This window comes from Pseudomonas flavocrustae (assembly GCF_029872515.1).
GTDB lineage: Bacteria > Pseudomonadota > Gammaproteobacteria > Pseudomonadales > Pseudomonadaceae > Chryseomonas > Chryseomonas aestiva.
The window spans coordinates 349236-367913 of sequence record NZ_JAPDIQ010000004.1 but is presented as its reverse complement, the minus strand read 5'-3'; the positions used below and the strand labels follow the sequence as shown (position 1 = coordinate 367913).

Annotated in this window: 15 protein-coding genes; 11 read left to right on the top strand and 4 right to left on the bottom strand. The window is 64.7% G+C overall.

The window, feature by feature from the left end; genetic code table 11:
- Positions 1–17 precede the first annotated feature (17 nt).
- From OMP44_RS12250 to acs, 7 genes are all read left to right on the top strand, one after another.
- Positions 18–1433 (top strand): sigma-54-dependent transcriptional regulator, encoded by a 1416-nt coding sequence (locus OMP44_RS12250; protein WP_133861922.1) that lies wholly within the window; start codon positions 18–20, stop codon positions 1431–1433.
- A 698-nt stretch (positions 1434–2131) separates the two neighbouring features.
- Positions 2132–3523 (top strand): polynucleotide adenylyltransferase PcnB, encoded by a 1392-nt coding sequence (locus tag OMP44_RS12245; RefSeq protein WP_280308441.1) that lies wholly within the window; start codon positions 2132–2134, stop codon positions 3521–3523.
- The gene (gene folK / locus OMP44_RS12240; protein WP_280308439.1) at positions 3520–4023 is read left to right on the top strand and encodes a 2-amino-4-hydroxy-6-hydroxymethyldihydropteridine diphosphokinase; all 504 of its coding nucleotides are present in this window, start codon (positions 3520–3522) and stop codon (positions 4021–4023) included. The genes OMP44_RS12245 and folK overlap by 4 nt, the downstream gene beginning before the upstream one ends.
- Before the next feature lie 129 nt (positions 4024–4152).
- Complete coding sequence (panB, locus tag OMP44_RS12235; protein ID WP_273862359.1) at positions 4153–4953, top strand: 3-methyl-2-oxobutanoate hydroxymethyltransferase; 801 nt, start codon at positions 4153–4155, stop codon at positions 4951–4953.
- A complete protein-coding gene (panC, locus tag OMP44_RS12230) occupies positions 4950–5807 on the top strand; it encodes a pantoate--beta-alanine ligase (protein ID WP_280308436.1) in 858 nt (285 codons plus the stop codon). Before panB ends, panC begins: the two co-directional genes overlap by 4 nt.
- 181 nt (positions 5808–5988) lie before the next feature.
- A complete protein-coding gene (gene pgi, locus OMP44_RS12225; protein WP_280308434.1) occupies positions 5989–7653 on the top strand; it encodes a glucose-6-phosphate isomerase in 1665 nt (554 codons plus the stop codon).
- A 126-nt stretch (positions 7654–7779) separates the two neighbouring features.
- Positions 7780–9723, top strand: coding sequence for an acetate--CoA ligase (gene acs / locus OMP44_RS12220; RefSeq protein ID WP_280308432.1), 1944 nt, complete (start codon positions 7780–7782; stop codon positions 9721–9723).
- A 53-nt stretch (positions 9724–9776) separates the two neighbouring features.
- On the opposite strand, the gene OMP44_RS12215 is transcribed toward acs, so the two are convergent.
- Positions 9777–10229, bottom strand: coding sequence for a PA2169 family four-helix-bundle protein (locus tag OMP44_RS12215; protein WP_133861929.1), 453 nt, complete (start codon positions 10227–10229; stop codon positions 9777–9779).
- Positions 10230–10306: 77 nt separating this feature from the next.
- A complete protein-coding gene (locus tag OMP44_RS12210; RefSeq protein ID WP_017640375.1) occupies positions 10307–10666 on the bottom strand; it encodes a BON domain-containing protein in 360 nt (119 codons plus the stop codon).
- Between the two features lie 367 nt (positions 10667–11033).
- Here OMP44_RS12210 and OMP44_RS12205 point away from each other — a divergent pair, with 367 nt between their 5' ends.
- From OMP44_RS12205 to OMP44_RS12195, 3 genes are all read left to right on the top strand, one after another.
- Positions 11034–14540 (top strand): bifunctional diguanylate cyclase/phosphodiesterase, encoded by a 3507-nt coding sequence (locus OMP44_RS12205; protein ID WP_273862361.1) that lies wholly within the window; start codon positions 11034–11036, stop codon positions 14538–14540.
- Positions 14541–14627: 87 nt separating this feature from the next.
- Positions 14628–14819: a hypothetical protein gene (locus tag OMP44_RS12200; RefSeq protein WP_273862362.1), complete on the top strand. Its 192-nt coding sequence runs from the start codon at positions 14628–14630 to the stop codon at positions 14817–14819.
- Positions 14820–15019: 200 nt separating this feature from the next.
- Entirely contained in the window at positions 15020–16279 is a 1260-nt protein-coding gene (locus tag OMP44_RS12195) for a cation:proton antiporter (RefSeq protein ID WP_133861932.1), read from the top strand.
- Positions 16280–16333: 54 nt separating this feature from the next.
- On the opposite strand, the gene speD is transcribed toward OMP44_RS12195, so the two are convergent.
- Both speD and OMP44_RS12185 read right to left on the bottom strand, forming a co-directional pair.
- Positions 16334–17128 (bottom strand): adenosylmethionine decarboxylase, encoded by a 795-nt coding sequence (gene speD, locus OMP44_RS12190; protein ID WP_007159721.1) that lies wholly within the window; start codon positions 17126–17128, stop codon positions 16334–16336.
- Positions 17129–17393: 265 nt separating this feature from the next.
- The gene (locus tag OMP44_RS12185) at positions 17394–17816 is read right to left on the bottom strand and encodes an OsmC family protein (protein ID WP_158891526.1); all 423 of its coding nucleotides are present in this window, start codon (positions 17814–17816) and stop codon (positions 17394–17396) included.
- 209 nt (positions 17817–18025) lie between these two features.
- Here OMP44_RS12185 and crp point away from each other — a divergent pair, with 209 nt between their 5' ends.
- Positions 18026–18670, top strand: a complete 645-nt coding sequence (crp, locus tag OMP44_RS12180; RefSeq protein WP_017640369.1) for a cAMP-activated global transcriptional regulator CRP — start codon at positions 18026–18028, stop codon at positions 18668–18670.
- Positions 18671–18678: the final 8 nt, after the last annotated feature.

Here is an 18678-nt window from a genome sequence, read left to right as displayed (position 1 = left end):
GTAAGAGAGCGCACTTGATGGCCCATATCCTGATTGTCGAAGACGAGAAGATCATCCGTTCGGCGCTGCGCCGCCTGCTCGAGCGCAACCAGTTCCGCGTCAGCGAAGCCGGCTCCGTCCAGGAAGCCCAGGATCTCTACGACGTTTCCAGCTTCGATCTCGTCATCAGCGATCTGCGCCTGCCCGGCGCCCCGGGTACCGAGATGATCGATCTCGCCAAGGGCAAGCCGGTGCTGATCATGACCAGCTACGCCAGCCTTCGCTCGGCAGTCGATTCCATGAAGCAGGGTGCGGTGGACTACATAGCCAAGCCCTTCGATCACGACGAGATGCTGCAGGCCGTGGCGCGCATCCTGGTGGAACGCGAGCAGCGCCCGCCGATGGTCGCCGAGGAAAGCGTCACGCCGGCGCCGGCCACCGGCGAGATCGGCATCATCGGCAACTGCGCGCCGATGCAGGACCTCTTCGGCAAGATCCGCAAGGTCGCGCCCACCGATTCCACCGTGCTGATCCAGGGTGAATCCGGTACCGGCAAGGAACTGGTGGCGCGGGCACTGCACAATCTGTCGCGGCGGGCCAAGGCGCCGCTGATCTCGGTCAACTGCGCGGCCATTCCCGAGACCCTGATCGAATCCGAACTCTTCGGCCACGAGAAGGGCGCCTTCACCGGCGCCAGTGCCAGCCGTACCGGCCTGGTGGAAGCGGCTGATGGCGGCACCCTGTTTCTCGACGAGATCGGCGAATTGCCGCTGGAAGCTCAGGCACGCCTCTTGCGCGTGCTGCAGGAAGGCGAGATTCGCCGGGTCGGCTCGGTGCAGTCGCAAAAGGTCGATGTTCGCCTGATCGCCGCGACCCACCGGGATCTCAAGGGCCTGGCCAAGATCGGCCAGTTTCGCGAAGACCTCTTCTATCGCCTCAATGTCATCTCCCTGCGTCTGCCCGCCCTGCGCGAACGCGGCGGCGACGTCATGGAGATCGCCCGGGTGTTCCTCGCTCGCCAGTCGGCGCGCATGAGTCGTCCAGGCCTGAAGCTCGGCGCCGAGGCCGAGGCCGCCATTCGCCACTACAGCTGGCCGGGCAACGTGCGCGAACTGGAGAACGCCATCGAGCGCTCGGTGATTCTCAGCGAAGGCCAGGAAATCAATGCCGATCAGTTGGGCATCGACGTCGAGCTCGGCGAACTGGAGCTGGCCGACAGCTACCTGGATCCGCTGCCCAGCTCGGGACTGGGTAACGGCAATGGCGCCCACGAACCCACCGAGGACCTGTCGCTGGAAGACTACTTCCAGCACTTCGTGCTCGAGCATCAGGACCACATGACCGAGACCGAGCTGGCGCGCAAGCTGGGCGTCAGCCGCAAGTGCCTGTGGGAACGTCGTCAGCGCCTGGGCATCCCGCGGCGCAAGGCCAGCGCCAGCAGCGACGCCTCCTGATCCATACCGGGACGTGACAGCCCTGCACGTCCCGCGGTAACACCTCTCCAGTCTCTCCCCCATCCTTTGCAATGTGTTACCGCCGTAACAGCCGGCGGGTTCAGCGGTAACGAAAATTTGCCTGTAGCCCCTGAGCAAAAAGGCTACATTTTTCGCAAGTCATTGAAAATAAAGGATTTTATAAAACTGGCACGGCATCTGCTTTATGTTCTCGTACAAGAACAATAAGAACGTACCCCAGCCATAACAAAAACAAGACGTAGCGACTCCAGCACAACAAGAACAAGCAGGCGGAGGCGTAGCTAACTGATCATTTTGGAGAAGAGTCGTCTAACGGGATGGTCCGCGCGATGTCAGGCCAGAGAACAACAAAACTGCCCCGAGGCAGCACCCGTACCAGGCAGAGCAGGAATGATCCTGACGGCATCAGCTTCCAAAGTAATCCGTTTGCTCTTGGCTCTAGACTTCAGAGCCTTTCCGGCGGCAGGTAACCGCACGGAACAGACCACACAAGAAAAACAAGAGGTCTGGATAAACAATAAAAACAAAGCACGTACCACTTTGGGGGGGAGCTTCGGCTCCCCCAGTGCCTTTGACAGCCTCCCCTCCCTCGTTCAAGATCCCCTCCTTATCTATTGCGCAACGGTTCCCGCTGTGGGCCAGATTGCGTATAGCCGTCTCTCCGAACAGAAACTCGCATGCTGAAGAAGCTCATCCAGACTCTGCGCTCGCCCCTGCGGCGTACTCCGCCCGCGCCTGCCTTGCCCATCGAACTGCCCCGCAGTCAGCATGCTCTGGAACGAGAGCGCATCAGCCGCTACGCCCTGAGCGTCGTCGAGCGGCTGGAAAAGGCGGGTTATCAGGCCTACCTGGTGGGCGGTTGCGTCCGGGACCTGCTGCTGGGCTTCGAGCCCAAGGACTTCGATGTCGCCACCAGTGCCACGCCCGAACAGGTGCGGGCCGAATTCCGCAATGCACGGGTCATCGGTCGGCGTTTCAAGCTGGTCCACGTGCATTTCGGCCGCGAGATCATCGAGGTCGCGACCTTCCGCGCCAACCATCCCACCGGCGATGCCGAGGACGAGGCCCAGGGCTCGCGCCATGAAAGCGGCCGGATCCTGCGCGACAACATCTATGGCAACCAGGAACAGGATGCCCAGCGGCGCGACTTCACCATCAACGCGCTCTACTACGACGCCAGCGGCGAACGCATCCTCGACTATGCCAATGGCACCCAGGACATCCGCCTGCGGCAGATCCGCCTGATCGGCGATCCGGAGCAGCGCTACCAGGAAGACCCGGTGCGGATGCTGCGCGCCGTGCGCTTCGCCGCCAAACTGGACTTCCAGATCGAGACCGCTACCGCCGAGCCCATCAGTCGTCTGGCGCCACTGCTGCGGGACATTCCCGCACCGCGCCTGTTCGACGAGGTCATCAAGCTGCTGCTCGGCGGCAAGGCCGAACGTACCTTCGAGCTGCTCTGCCAGTACGGCCTGTTCGCCCCGCTGTTCCCGGCCAGCGGCGAAGCCCTGGAACGCGACCCGGAATACGCCGGCAGCCTGATTCGCCAGGCCCTGGCCAATACCGATACCCGCATCCGTGAAGGCAAGCCGGTCACTCCGGCCTTCCTGTTCGCCGCCCTGCTCTGGCCGGCCCTGCCCGAGCGTGTCCGGCATCACCAGGACCTCGGTCTGGCGCCGATTCCGGCCATGCAGGAAGCCGCCCACGACCTCACCGCGCAGCAGTGCCAACGCACCGCCGTCCCCAAGCGCTTCACCCTGCCGATGCGCGAGATCTGGGACATGCAGGAACGCCTGCCGCGCCGTCAGGGCAAGCGCGCCGATCAACTGCTGGAAAATCCGCGCTTCCGTGCCGGCTACGATTTTCTCCTGCTGCGCGAGAGCGCGGGCGAAGAGACCGGCGGCCTGGGCGACTGGTGGACGCGCTACCAGGAGGTCGGTGACAGCCAGCGGCGCGAGATGATCAAGAACCTCAGCCGGGACGAAGGCGCGCCGGCCAAGCGTCGCCGCCGGGGCGGCAGCAGTCGCAAGCGGCGCGCCTCGGATGCGCCCACCGCCGGCGACGAATGATGGAACGGGTCTATCTCGGCCTGGGCAGTAACCTGGCCGAGCCACGGCGGCAGCTGGACGCCGCCCTGGAGGCCCTGGACAGCCTGCCCGAGAGTCGGCTGGTGGCGGTCTCCGCCTTCTATGCCAGCGACCCCCTGGGTCCGCCCGACCAGCCGCGCTACGTCAATGCCGTCGCCACGCTGGATACCGCCCTCGCCCCCCTGGCGCTGCTCGACGCCACCCAGGCCATCGAGCAGCAGCAGGGCCGCGTGCGCAAGGACGAACGCTGGGGTCCGCGCACCCTGGACATCGACATCCTGCTGTTCGGCGAACGGCTGATCGACGAGCCACGCCTGCAGGTGCCGCACTATCACCTCCAGGCCCGCGCCTTCGTGCTCTATCCGCTGGCCGAGCTGGCCCCCTCTCTGCATCTGCCCGACGGCCGCCGCTTGCCGGACCTGCTGTCCGCCTGTCCTTTCGAAGGCCTGGAACGGCTGCTACCGTCCTCACCCAGCCGGTAACACAGCCGTAACACCGAGCATTGACTTGTGCCGGACGCGCCGGGACTATAGCAGCCGTTTGCGCGCGGCAACCCCGCGCCTGCGGCGCCCAGACAACAACCATAGCGCCGTCCCACGAGGACCCCTTGCATGCCTGATATCAGCCTCACGACCCTTCAGGGGCTCAAGCAGCGCGGCGAAAAGATCGCCATGCTGACCGCCTACGATGCCACCTTCGCCCAGGCCGCCAGTCAGGCCGGCGTGGAGATGCTGCTGATCGGCGATTCCCTCGGCATGGTGCTGCAGGGTCACGACAGCACCCTGCCGGTGACCCTCGACGACATGGTCTACCACACCGCCTGCGTCAAGCGCGGCCATGCGGGTGCCTTCATCGTCGCCGACCTGTCGTTCATGACCTATGCCACCCTGGAGCAGACCCTGACCAGCGCCGGTCGCCTGATGCAGGCGGGCGCGCAGATGGTCAAGCTCGAGGGCGATGCCTGGCTGGCCGAGCCGATTCGCCGCCTGGCCGCCAATGGCGTGCCGGTCTGCGCCCACCTGGGCCTGACGCCCCAGTCGGTCAACGTCTTCGGTGGCTTCAAGGTGCAGGGCCGCGATCCGCTCCGCGCGCAGCAGCTGCGCGAGGCCGCGCGCGAGCTGGAAGAAGCCGGCGCGGCCATGCTGCTGCTGGAATGCGTGCCCTCGGCGCTGGCCGAGGAAATCACCCGGGCCGCCCGGGTGCCGGTGATCGGCATCGGCGCCGGTGCCGCCACCGATGGCCAGGTGCTGGTGCTGCACGACATGCTCGGTCTGGCCCTGCGCGGGCGCACGCCGAAATTCGTCCGCAACTTCATGGCCGGTCAGGACAGCATCCAGGCTGCCCTGGCGGCCTACGTCGCCGCCGTCAAGGACGGCAGCTTTCCCGCTCCCGAACACGGATTCTCCGCATGAAAACGGTCCATAGCGTCCGCGAACTGCGCGCCGCCGTCGCCGCCGCGCGCCGCCAGGGCCTGCGCATCGGCCTGGTGCCCACCATGGGCAATCTGCACGCCGGCCATATCGCGCTGGTGGAGACTGCCCGGCGTCACGCCGACTTCGTGGTGGCGAGCATCTTCGTCAATCCGTTGCAGTTCGGCCCCGGCGAGGATCTGGACACCTATCCCCGCACCCTGGCGGAAGACAGCCGCCAGTTGAACGAAGCCCATTGCGATCTGCTGTTCGCACCGGCGGTGGCCGAGATGTATCCCAGCGGCATGGACGGCCTGGCCCGGGTAAACGTCCCCCAGGTCTCGGAAGGCCTCTGCGGCGCACGCCGGCCCGGGCATTTCGAGGGTGTGGCGACGGTGGTCACCAAGCTGTTCCAGATGGCGCAACCGGACGTGGCGGTGTTTGGCGAAAAGGACTATCAGCAGCTGGCGGTGATCCGCAAGCTGGTCCAGGACCTGGACATGCCCATCGAGATCGTCGCCCAGCCCACGGTGCGGGCCACCGACGGCCTGGCGCTGTCGTCCCGCAATGGCTATCTCGATGACGGCCAGCGCGCCAGTGCGCCCTGCCTGTACAGCCTGCTCAGGCGGCTCGCCGATCAACTCGCCGCCGGCGCCGCGGCGGAGCCCACCCTGGCCGCCGGTGTCGCCGAACTGCAAGCTCAGGGGCTTAAAGTGGACTACCTGGAACTGCGTGAGCAGCTGAGTCTGCAACCGGCCGGGCCGGACACCTCGGCACTGGTCCTGCTGGTGGCGGCCTACCTCGGCCAGACCCGCCTGATCGACAACCTGAGCTTTCGCCGCAGGGCCCGAGTGTGACGCAACCGAAGGTTAGCTCACCCGACCCTGACTGAACCCTGGAAGCCCGGAACATACCGGGCTTTTTCATGCTCGAAGCGCGGCGCCACGACCGGCGTCTCGCGGTCACCGACTTTCTCTTGCAAGCCAGCGGCTTGTGGGGCACAACAGCAAACAAGAGCCACCAAGGAAAAGCCTACCCATGGAGTACTATCAACATCCCCTCGACGTGACCCAGCTCGCCTCCTGGAAAGCGCTGCAAGAGCACCGCAAGGCCATGCAGAACTTTCGCATGCGCGACGCCTTCGCCGCCGACCCGCAGCGGTTCACGCAGTTCTCCCTGAACACCAGTGGTCTGTTCCTCGACTATTCCAAGAATCTCATCACCGAGCAGACCCGTGAGCTGCTGGTGAACCTGGCTCGCGAAGCGGGCCTGGAAGGCGCCATCCACACCCTGTTCGACGGCGCCTACGTCAATTCCTCCGAACACCGCCCCGCCCTGCACACTGCCCTGCGCCGCCCGGTGGGCGACAGCGTCCAGATCGACGGCCAGGACATCATGCCCGAGGTGCACCGGGTTCTGAACCAGATGACCCAGCTGGTCACCCGCATCCACAACGGCCTCTGGCGCGGCTACACCAAGAAGCCGATCACCGACGTGGTCAACATCGGCATCGGTGGCTCCTTCCTCGGTCCGCAACTGGTCTCCGAGGCGCTGGTGCCCTTCACCCAGCGCGGCGTGCGTTGCCACTACCTGGCCAACATCGATGGCAGCGAATTCCGCGAGGTGACCTCCAAGCTCGCCGCCGACACCACGCTGTTCATCGTCTCCTCCAAGTCCTTCGGCACCCTGGAGACCCTGAAGAACGCCCAGGCCGCCCGCGCCTGGTGCCTGGCCCAGGGCTGCCCGGAGCCGGAGCTGCACAAGCACTTCATCGCCGTCTCCAGCAACGTCAAGGTGGCGGTGGAATTCGGCATCGCCGAAGAGAACATCTTCCCCATGTGGGACTGGGTCGGCGGCCGCTATTCGCTGTGGTCGGCGATCGGCCTGCCCATCGCCCTGGCCATCGGCATGTCCAATTTCAAGGACCTGCTGGCCGGCGCCTATGCCATGGACCAGCACTTCACCAGCGCCCCCTTCGAAGAGAACATGCCGGTGCTGCTGGGCCTGCTGGGAGTCTGGTACGGCAATTTCTGGGGCGCGACCAGTCATGCCATCCTACCCTACGACCACCACCTGCGTAACTTCGTGAAGCACCTGCAGCAGCTGGACATGGAGTCCAACGGCAAGAGCGTGCGTCAGGACGGCTCGCCGGTGAGCGTCGAGACCGGCCCGGTGATCTGGGGCGGCGTCGGCTGCAACGGTCAGCACGCCTACCACCAGCTCTTGCACCAGGGCACCCAACTGATCCCCGGCGACTTCATCGTGCCGGTGGTGAGCCACAACCCGGTGGCCGATCACCAGCAGTGGCTCTATGCCAACTGCCTGTCGCAGAGCCAGGCGCTGATGCTGGGCAAGACCCGCGAAGAAGCCGAGGTCGAGTTGCGCGAGAAGGGTCTGGGCGAAGCCGAGATCGCCAAGCTGGCGCCGCACAAGGTGATCCCGGGCAACCGCCCGAGCAACACCCTGGTGCTGGAGCGCATCTCGCCGCGGCGCCTGGGTGCGCTGGTGGCCCTGTACGAGCACAAGGTGTTCGTGCAAAGCGTCATCTGGGGCATCAACTGCTTCGACCAGTGGGGCGTCGAGCTGGGCAAGGAGCTGGGCAAGGACGTCTACCAGCACATCATCGGCCGCAGCGAAGGCAAGGCCGACGATGGTTCGACCCAGGGCCTGATCGACTACTTCCGCGGTCGTCACCGCGGCTGATCGATCAAGGTCCGCTCGGAAAAGCGCCGCTCTGCGGCGCTTTTTTCGTTTTATCGCCTCGCTGAACCCCGGCAGGCCATCCGCAGCCTAAACTGGTAGCACAACAACACCAAGAAGGAGCCGGCCATGAGCCAACGCTATCCCGTGCCCGAGAGCCTGAGTGCCCGCACCCACCTCGACGAAGCCCGTTATCGCGAGCTCTACCAGCGCTCGGTGGAACAGCCGGAGCGCTTCTGGAGCGAACAGGCCAGCGCGCTGCTCGACTGGTCGCGCACCTGGGACGACGTCCATAGCGGCGATATGCGCCAGGGCCAGACCCGCTGGTTCAGCGGCGGCCAGCTCAACGTCGCCTACAACTGCATCGATCGCCACCTCGCCGCCCGCGGCGATCAGACTGCCATCCTCTGGGAAGGCGACGACCCCGCCGACAGTCAGGCCATCAGCTATCGCCAGTTGCACGAGCACGTCAGCCGCCTGGCCAATGTGCTCAAGGATCGCGGGGTCGGGAAAGGCGACCGCGTCTGTCTCTATATGCCGATGATTCCCGAGGCGGCCTACGCCATGCTCGCCTGCGCGCGCATCGGCGCGGTGCATTCGGTGGTATTCGGCGGCTTCTCGCCCGAGGCGCTGCGCGACCGCATCCTCGATGCCGACTGCCGGGTGGTGATCACTGCCGACGAGGGTGTGCGCGGCGGCAAGCGTGTCCCGCTCAAGGCCAATGTCGACAAGGCCCTGGCCAAATGCCCGGAGGTCCACACCGTGGTCATGGTCGAACGCACCGGCGTCGCCGTGGCCCGCCAGGAGGGACGCGACCTGCCCTACGCCCAGGCGGTGGCCGCCGCTTCGCCCGACTGCCCGGCGGAGCCCATGGACGCCGAGGACCCGCTGTTCATCCTCTACACCTCAGGCTCCACCGGCAAACCCAAGGGCGTGCTGCACACCACCGGGGGCTATCTGCTGGGCGCCACCCTGAGCTTCAAGTACCTCTTCGACTACCACGAGGGTCAGGTCTTCTGGTGCACCGCCGACGTTGGCTGGGTCACCGGCCACAGCTACATCGTCTATGGCCCCCTGGCCAATGGCGCCACCACCCTGATGTTCGAAGGCGTCCCGAGCTATCCCGATGCCAGTCGCCTCTGGCAGGTGGTGGACAAGCACCAGGTCAACATCTTCTATACCGCCCCCACGGCCCTGCGCGCCCTGATGCGCGAAGGCGACGGGCCGGTACAGCGCACCTCGCGCAAGAGCCTGCAGCTGCTGGGCAGCGTCGGCGAGCCGATCAATCCCGAGGCCTGGGAGTGGTATCACCGGGTGGTGGGCGAAGGGCGCTGCCCCATCGTCGACACCTGGTGGCAGACCGAGACCGGCAGCATCCTCATCGCTCCGCCACCCGGCGCCCTGGCGCTGAAACCGGGTTCGGCCACCCTGCCCTTCTTTGGCGTCCAGCCGGTGCTGCTGGACGAGCAGGGCAAGGAGATCGACGGCCCTGGCAGCGGCGTACTGGCGATCAAGTCCAGCTGGCCCAGCCAGATTCGTACCGTCTATGGCGACCACCAGCGCCTGATCGACACCTATTTCAGCGCCTATCCGGGTTACTACTTCACTGGCGACGGCGCACGGCGGGACGAAGACGGCTACTACTGGATCACCGGGCGGGTGGACGACGTGCTCAACGTGTCCGGTCACCGCATCGGCACCGCCGAAGTGGAGAGCGTGCTGACCGAACATGCGGACGTGGCCGAGGCCGCCGTGGTCGGCTGCCCCCACGAGGTCAAGGGCCAGGCGGTCTATGCCTTCGTCACCACCAAGGGCGGGGTGACCCCGAGCGACGAACTCAAGGCCCGCCTGCGCCAGCAGGTGGCCGACGAGATCGGCAGCTTCGCCAAGCCGGAATTCCTGCAGTGGGCACCCGCCCTGCCCAAGACCCGCTCCGGCAAGATCATGAGGCGCATCCTGCGCAAGATCGCCTGCGACGAACTGGACAGCCTGGGCGATACCTCGACCCTGGCCGATCCTTCGGTGGTCGACAGCCTGATCGACGCCCGCCTCAATCGCGCGCCCCAAAACTGAACGCCGGCCCAAAGAAAAGCCCCGCCTAGGCGGGGCTTTTTCTGCGCGCAGCCTTAGTGGGCGGCTTGCATACGGTGCTTCAGGTCACGCATGCGATCATGGGTCGCACGGGCCTTTTCCAGCTGGCTGCGCAGGTTGGCCTGGGCATCCGGGGTGGCGTGTTCGTTGACGGCACGCTCCAGCGCGTGCAGCAGGCGGTCTTCCTGCTCTTCCAGCTCGCTGACGTAGGTGACTTCTTCCTTTTCCTTGCTGGCAAAGGAGGTTTTGACGTCGGTGTAGTACTTGCGGAAGCTGCCGGCGAAGGTGCCTTGTTCGGCGGGCTTTTCACCCGAGGCCGATACCTGGCTGCTCAGGGCGCTGATGATCTCGGCCTTGCTCTGGGCGATCTCGGTGAACAGGGCCTTCAATTCGGGGTTCTTCACTTCGGTGAGGGCGTGCTCGTAGAAATTCTTGCCGTCACGGGCGATCTCGATCAGATCGTTGAGGGTTTCAGTCGTGCTGGTCATGGCAGTTCTCCGGGGCGAAGGACAGGGGGTGATGGCAGCGCGCGGCGCCGCCATCGTGCCGGGTGTACCGGGCGTTCTTACTGGGCGGCTTTCAGCGCGTCAGCCGATACGGCCTTGACGCCCTTGATGGCCTTGGCTTCCTTGATCGCCAGGTCGCGCTGGGCTTCGGTCGCCACGGTGCCGGACAGAGACACGACACCCTTGTTGGTCTCGACCTTGATCGAGGTGCCCTTGATGTGTTCGTCGGCCAGGAAGGAAGCCTTCACCTTGCTGGTGATCCAGGTGTCGGAAGCGGCTTCTTCGGTCTTGTCCATGGTGTTGTTGGCGGCCAGGGTCATGTTCTGGCTGGTGGCAGCAAAGGCACCGCCGGCCAGCGGCAGGCTCAGTACGGAAGCGGTAACGGCAGCGAGGGCAAAAGTACCGAAAGTCTTTTTCATGAGATGACTCCTGTTTTCCTTGGTTGTACTGCGCTCAGGTCCTGGCAGCAGCGACCTAGATGTAGAGCGCAACGGTGGCGCCGAATTCCGAAACTTGTTAAAGACGTTATTTATCAATGACTTATATAAAATAGATAGAGACAGGAAGCGGGCAAAATGCAATTCGCAGGTGGATAGGCCTGGTAATTTGCACGAGGTCAGACGACTCTTGAGCCTGGATGGGAAGAGTGGCCTGTCAGGGCACCTCACCCGATAAAGCCGGACTTATGGAAAAGATTTCCTCGTGACCAGGCCAGAACTGCCATACCTTTATCCGGTCGAAGCCCAATCGAACCCGACACCTGCGATCGGGCCTTGAGGATCCGGCATGCGGCCTCTTTCTCCTGCGCGCATTGCCCTGGTTTATCTGCTGCTGAGTGCCCTCTGGGTCATCGGCAGCGACGGGCTGCTGTATCTGCTGGTCAGCGATCAGGACAGTGTCTATCTGTGGCACACCCTGAAGGGCCTGGCCTTCATGAGTCTGCTGTCGCTGGTGCTCTATGCATTGCTGCGGCGCCAGGTCAGCTATCGCGAAGGCTTCATCGAAGAGCTGCAGAATCAGCGCGCCACCCAGGATTTCGTCCAGCGCCTGACCAACACCGGTGACTGGCAGCTGACGGCCGATGGTCGCCTGCTCTGCTCCGAACGTGCCCTGTTGATGCTGCACCAGCCCAAGGGCAGCGACCCGCTGGATTTCGCCACCATCGCGGCCTGCGCCCGTGCCGATGACCGCGATCATGTGCACAGCATGCTCGAACGCCTGCAGCACATGCAGGGCCCGCTGAATTTCTCCGCGCATTTCGCCGATGGCCAGGACAGCTGGCGCTGGCTCAACTGGCAAAGCGACTTCGACGAAGCCGGCACCACGCGCGGTGCCCTGGTCGACATCACCAGCCACAAGCTGGCCGAGCAGGCGCTGCAGGACAGCCAGAGACGCTATCGCGAACTGGTCCAGCACCTGCCGCTGGTGGTCTTCGCCAGTGATCACCGTGGCCGCTGGCAGTTTCTCAATCCGGCCTGGGAAGCCCTGACCGGCCAACCCGCCAGCCAGCAACTCAACCACCCCCTGGATCAGGCCTTCCACCCCCAGGATGGGGCCCGCCTGCGCCAGCTGGTGGCCGATTTCGCCGCCGGTCAGCGCCTGCACTGGAATGGCGTGGTACGGCTGCGCCTGTCGGTGGAAAGTCATCGCTGGATGCAGATGGAGCTGCGCGCCGGTCTCGATGGCGAGATTCAGGGTACCCTCACCGACATTCATCACGATTACCAGGCGCAGCAGCTGCAACAGGCCCGCAGCGACGTCCTCGACGATCTGCTCACCGGCCTGCCGCTGGCGGAGATCCAGCAGGGCATCGCCCAGCGGCTGGAACGGATCTATCCGGAGATGCGCGTCGCCCTGTTGCTGGACGACCAGGGCGAGCATCTGCGGGTCGCCGCCGCACCGAGCCTGCCACCCGCCTTCCAGGCGGCACTGGAAAGCGTGCCGCGCAGCCACCATGACCAGGGCTGCTGCAGTGCCATCACCACCAATGCCCCGGTGTTCACCATCGATGTCGAACTGGATCCGGCCTGGCAGAAGCTGCTGCCGGCCGCCCAGGCGGCCGGCATTCGCGGCGCCTGGGCCCTGCCCCTGCAGGACGAGCAGCAGCGCGCCGTGGGCGCCCTGGGCGTCTACTATGGAGAAGCGCGGCTGCCCGAGACGGAAACCCAGGCGCTGATCACCGAATTCACCCGCCTCGCAGTGCTGGCCATCCGCCAACAGCGCGTGGTCCAGGCCCAACGCGCGAGCGAGGCGCGTTACCGCGGCATCTTCGAGCAGGCCTACACCGGCATCATGCTCAGCGACCTGGAAGGTCGCTGGCTGAGCGCCAACCACCACTTCTGCCAGATGCTCGGCTACTCGCAACCGGAATTGCTGCAGAAGGACACCGCCTCGGTGACCCATCCGGACGAGCGCGCCCTGGGCGCCACCCTGCGCAAACAACTGGTCGACACCGGCCAGGACCGCTACACCCTGGAAAAGCGCTATCTGCATCGCAGTGGCCAGCCGGTCTGGGCCAATGTCACCACGCGCCTGATCCGCGACGACCAGGGGGTGCCCCAGTATTTCATCAGCACCGCCCAGGACATCACCCTGCGCAAGCAGCAGGAAGAAAGCCTGCGCCAGGCCGCGGCGATGTTCCAGAACAGTCGCGACGGCCTGCTGCTGCTCGACGAGCGCCGCTGGATCCTGGCGGTGAATCCGGCCTTCGCCCGCCTGCTGGGCGCCCAGGAAGGCACCCTGCTCGGCCAGCGGCTGGGACTGCCCGGCGGCGGTCGCCAGGACCAGCGCTTCTACCGTGAACTCTGGCGCGCGGTGCGCCGCGAGGGCCGCTGGGAGGGCGAACTGCTCTGGCCGCGCCTCGACGGCACTACCTTTCCGGCCTGGACCGCCATCGACACCCTCTACCCCCGGGAAACCCGGCAGTACACGGTCACCGTCAGCGATACCACGCGCCTGCGGGAAAGCGAGGCGCGCCTGAGTCACCTGGCGCATCACGATCCCCTGACCGACCTGCCCAATCGCCTGCTGGCGCGCACCCATCTGGAGCATGCCCTGGCCCTGGCCGAGCCCCAGGAATACCTGGTCGCCGTACTGATCCTCGACTTCGATCATTTCCGCACGGTCAACGAAAGCCACGGCCATGCCCTGGGTGACGAACTGCTGGTGGAATTCGCCGCCCGCCTGCGCGCCCTGCTCAGCGAAGACATCACCCTGGCGCGCATCGGTGGCGACGAGTATCTGGTCATCATCGAGCGGATAGACCGGCCCGAATTCGCCGCCCAGATCGCCCAGGCCATGCTCGGCAAGCTGGAGCAGCCCTTTCACCTCGGCGAGCACGACATCTATCTCAACGCCAGCATCGGCATCAGTCTCTTTCCCGACGATGGCGCCACCGCCGATGACCTCATCCGCAATGCCGACACCGCCATGCACCAGGCCAAGGACCAGGGTCGCGACACCTTCCGCTTCTATACCCAGGCCCTCACCGAGCAGTCGCGGCGGCGGCTGAATCTGGAATCGCGGCTGCGCACGGCGCTCAAGCGCGGTGATTTCGTCCTCTACTACCAGCCGCTGATGAGTGTCAGCACGGCCCAGACCATTGGCGTGGAAGCCCTGGTGCGCTGGCGGGATCCGGAGCTGGGGCTGATCCCACCCACCGAATTCATTCCGCTGGCCGAAGAGACCGGACTCATCGTGCCACTGGGCGACTGGATCATCGAAAGCGCCTGCCAGCAGATGCACAGCTGGCTCGCCCAGGGACTGGAGCTGGAGACCCTGGCGATCAACATCTCGCCCCGGCAATTCGCCAAGCGCGACCTGGCCAGCACCATTTCCCGCGCCCTGGCGCGCAGTCGCCTGCCGGCCGAGAATCTGGAACTGGAGATCACCGAAGGGACCCTGATGAACAATGTCGAGGAGGCGCTGCTGTCCCTGGCCACCCTCAAGACCCTGGGGGTGCGCATCGCGGTGGACGACTTCGGCACCGGCTATTCCTCGCTGGCCTACCTGCGCCGCTTCCCCCTGGACAAGCTCAAGATCGACCAGAGCTTCATGCACGAACTGCGCAGCGACAGCGGCACCCACAGCAGCCAGGCCATCGCCGCGGCCATCGTCGCCCTGGGCCAGGGGCTGGATCTCGACGTGCTGGCCGAAGGGGTGGAGACCACCGAGCAGTGGGACATCCTGCGCAAGCTGGGTTGCCAGCAATGCCAGGGTTTCCTGTTCAGTCCGCCACTGCCGCCGGACGAGTTCGAGGCCTGGTATGCCGAACGGCAGAAGGCGCGCGCCTAGCGGCTAAGCGACGAATGTCACGGTATTGCAATCAAAACCGCTCTAGACTCGGGTTTCCACTTTCCGTCTGTCCCCGAGGGTACCAGCATGAAGATCGTGGTTCGTCCCCTGCGCAAGTCCACCACCAGTGCCTGGCAGGTCTGCATCGACAAGCAGGCCATCACCTTCCTCAGCGAAGCCGATGCCCGCAGCTACGTGGCCACGCTGGAGGCGCGCATCGCCGCCCCCCATCCGTTGCCGCTGCGCGAAGCGACCACGGCAATGGCCGTGCCGCTCTAGGCCGGCAGCACCCTGACCGTTCGTCTTCTGGATCACCCTGGCGCCGCCCGTTCAGCGACGGCCCAGGGCGGTTCACGGCTGTTCTTCGGCGAACGATTGGCTAGCCAGCTATCGAAAATGTAACTTTTGCGGCGTCCGCCCCATCCTACCCCTAGGCCCTGCGTTCGCAGGGGCTCGCTGTCTGATGGATCTGGAACGCCATGCTTGAACTCGCTGCCGCCTTCATCTGCTTCACCTCGCTGCTCACCTACCTCAACTATCGCTTCGTCGGCCTGCCGCCCACCATCGGCGTCATGGTCATCGCGCTGATCTTCTCGGTCGGCCTGCAAAGTCTTTCCTGGCTCGGCTTTCCCGGCCTGGAACACCGCATCGGCGAATTGCTCGGGCAGATCGACTTCAACGACCTGCTGATGAACTGGATGCTCGGCTTCCTGCTGTTCGCCGGCGCCCTGCACGTCAATCTCAAGGACCTGCGCGACTACAAATGGGCCATCGGCGGCCTGGCGACCCTCGGGGTGATCATCTCGACGGTGCTGATCGGCTATCTCAGCCACTGGATCTTCGGCTGGCTGGGCTGGCACGTCGACATCCTCTACTGCCTGATCTTCGGTGCCCTGATCTCTCCGACCGATCCCATCGCCGTACTCGGCATCCTGCGCTCGGCCGGCGCGCCCAAGTCGCTGGAAACCACCATCGTCGGGGAGGCGCTGTTCAATGACGGCGTGGCCGTGGTGGTCTATTCGGTGCTGCTGGGGGTGATCCAGCTGGGCGAGGCGCCCACGGTCAACGCGGCGCTCTGGCTGTTTCTCGAAGAAGCCGGTGGCGGCATCCTGTTCGGCCTGCTGATCGGCTTCGCCTGCTACTGGCTGATGCTGAGTATCGAGCAGCATCAGATCGAGGTGATGCTGTCGCTGGCCCTGGTGATCGGCGGCTCGACGCTGGCCAGCCACCTGCACGTCTCGGGTCCCATCGCCATGGTGGTGGCCGGACTGATCATCGGCAACCTGGGACGAACCAAGGCAATGAGCGACTTCACCCGGCGTTACCTGGACGGCTTCTGGGAGTTGATCGACGAGATCCTCAACGCCCTGCTGTTCGCCCTGATCGGCATGGAGCTGCTGGTACTGCCGTTCAGCTGGGCTCACCTGGGCGCGGCGCTGCTGGTGACCCTGGCGATCCTCTTCGCCCGCTGGATCAGCGTGGCACCGGTGGTGCTGCTCAGCCCGCACTGGCGCAACATGACCCGTGGCACGGCGCGCATCCTCACCTGGGGCGCCCTGCGCGGCGGGGTCTCCGTGGCCCTGGCGCTGAGTCTGCCGGCCGGTCCGGAACGGGATCTGATCCTCGCCCTGACCTACATCGTGGTGCTGGTTTCCATCCTCGGCCAGGGCCTGACCATCGGCCGGGTGGTCAAGAGCGTCACCGGTGGCGCCCCGGTCGCGCGCGACGAGCATCACTGATCGCCGGAAACGAGAAACCCCCGCCATGGCGGGGGTTTCTGGGTACCCGAGCGATCAGCGCGGCAGGTTGCGGCCGGAGAATATCTCGCGCATCTCGTGCTTGAGGCGCTGGGTGATCTGCTGACGCTGTTCGGACGAGAGGCTGCGCGAGGCGTCGCCGAACAGATAGTTGTCCAGCTCGAATTCCTTGAGCAGCATCTTGGTGTGGAACAGGTTGTCCTGATACACGTTCACGTCGGTCATCTGGTAGGCCGCGCGAGTGTCCTCGGACAGGTAGTTCTGGATCGAATTGATCTCGTGGTCGATGAAGTGCTTGCGCCCTTCGATGTCGCGGGTGAAACCGCGCACCCGATAGTCCACGGTGACGATATCCGAGTCGAACTGGTGGATCAGGTAGTTCAGGGCCTTGAGCGGGGAGATCACGCCACAGGTGGAAACGTCGATGTCGACGCGGAAGGTGGCGATGCCGTCGTCCGGATGGATCTCCGGATAGGTGTGCACCGTGATGTGGCTCTTGTCCAGATGGCCGAGAATGGTCTCGCGCAGCGGACCGGGCGACTCCTCGATCTGGCTCTCGGTCGGCTCGACCGGTTGCTCGGAGATCAGGATGGTCACGCTGGCGCCCTGGGGATCGTAATCCTGGCGGGCGATATTGAGGATGTTGGCCCCGATGATATCGACCACGTCGGTCAGGATCTGGGTCAGACGCTCGGCGTCGTATTCCTCGTCGATGTACTGGACATAGGCCTGTTGATCTTCCGACGTCTCGGCGTAGCAGATGTCGTAGATGTTGAAGCTCAAGGTCTTGGTCAGGTTGTTGAAACCATGAAGCCTGAGTTTGCTTTTCACGGTGGTAAAGCTCCCGTCGTGCGGTCTCTGACCGCGGTCCTGAGTGCCCGTCAGTTGCGGATTGCGCAAGCTGCGTAGGGCGGCGAACACCTCTTCGCGATGGCGATTGGCTGTACTTGTCGGGGGCTTGCCCCTTAAGAGCGGCGCATTATGCAGATCGGCAGCGGCTGGGGCCAGAGTCTGCCGGGCCCAGGTGATGAATTGATGTCGGCGGGAAGGGGTGACGCGGAGGGCGACGCCTGGACGGGCGTCGCCTGCAAGAGCATCAGGCGAGTTCGACGAGTTCGTAGCTGTGCGTGATCTCGACGCCGGCCCGACCGAGCATGATGGACGCCGAGCAGTACTTTTCCGCCGACAGCTCGATGGCGCGCTTGACCTGGGCTTCCTTGAGACCACGGCCCTTGACCACGAACTTCAGGTGGATACGGGTGAACACCTTGGGCTCGGTGTCGGCGCGGTCGGCTTCGAGGAAGGCTTCGCAGCTTTCCACCGGTTGCCGCGCCTTGCGCAGGATGCTGACCACGTCGTAGCTGGCGCAGCCGCCCAGGCCGATCAGCACGGTTTCCATCGGCCGCACGCCGAGGTTGCGACCACCGCTTTCCGGCGGGCCGTCCATGACTACCACGTGGCCACTGCCGGATTCACCGAGGAACATGGCCTCGCCTGCCCACTGGATGCGCGCTTTCATCGCTTTCGTCCTACTTATATATGCAAATGGTGATCAGCTTAACATGCTGGATGGCGTAAACTGGGGCGCAGTGAAGGGTTATTCAGCTCGCATTTAAGCTGCGCATGTTCTTATCCGGTCTTTGGATTGGAACCGGCGCAGCCTGTGCATGCACCGGTTCGGACCTCGGTGCCCCCGACTCAGGTTAGCTTTCAACCTCAGGAATCAGCATGGCCGCTATCATCCCACCCGCGAAGTTACAGCACATCGACAAGCTGCTAGCGCACTGCTCGCGTCGCCGCTATACCGCAAAAACCACCATCATCTACGCTGGCGACAACAGCGAAAGCCTGTTCTTCATCCTCAAGGGTTCGGTGACCATCCTCATCGAAGACGATGAAGGCCGCGAAATGATCATCGCCTATCTCAATGCCGGGGACTTCTTCGGCGAGATGGGGCTGTTCTCCAAGGAAGGCAGCGAGCCCGAGCGCAGTGCCTGGGTGCGTGCCCGTACCGAGTGCGAAGTCGCCGAGATCAGCTACGGTCAGTTCCGCGAACTGAGCCAGCACGATCCGGACATGCTGTTCTCCCTCGGTCGCCAGATGGCCGAGCGCCTGCGCCAGACTACCCGCAAGGTCGGCGACCTGGCTTTCCTCGACGTCACCGGTCGCGTGGCCCGTACCCTGCTCGACCTGTGCAAGCAGCCCGACGCCATGACCCACCCGGATGGCATGCAGATCAAGATCACCCGTCAGGAAATCGGCCGCATCGTCGGTTGCTCCCGCGAGATGGTCGGTCGCGTGTTGAAGTCCCTCGAAGAACAGGGTCTGGTCCACGTCAAGGGCAAGACCATGGTGGTGTTCGGCACCCGCTGAGCCCGCTT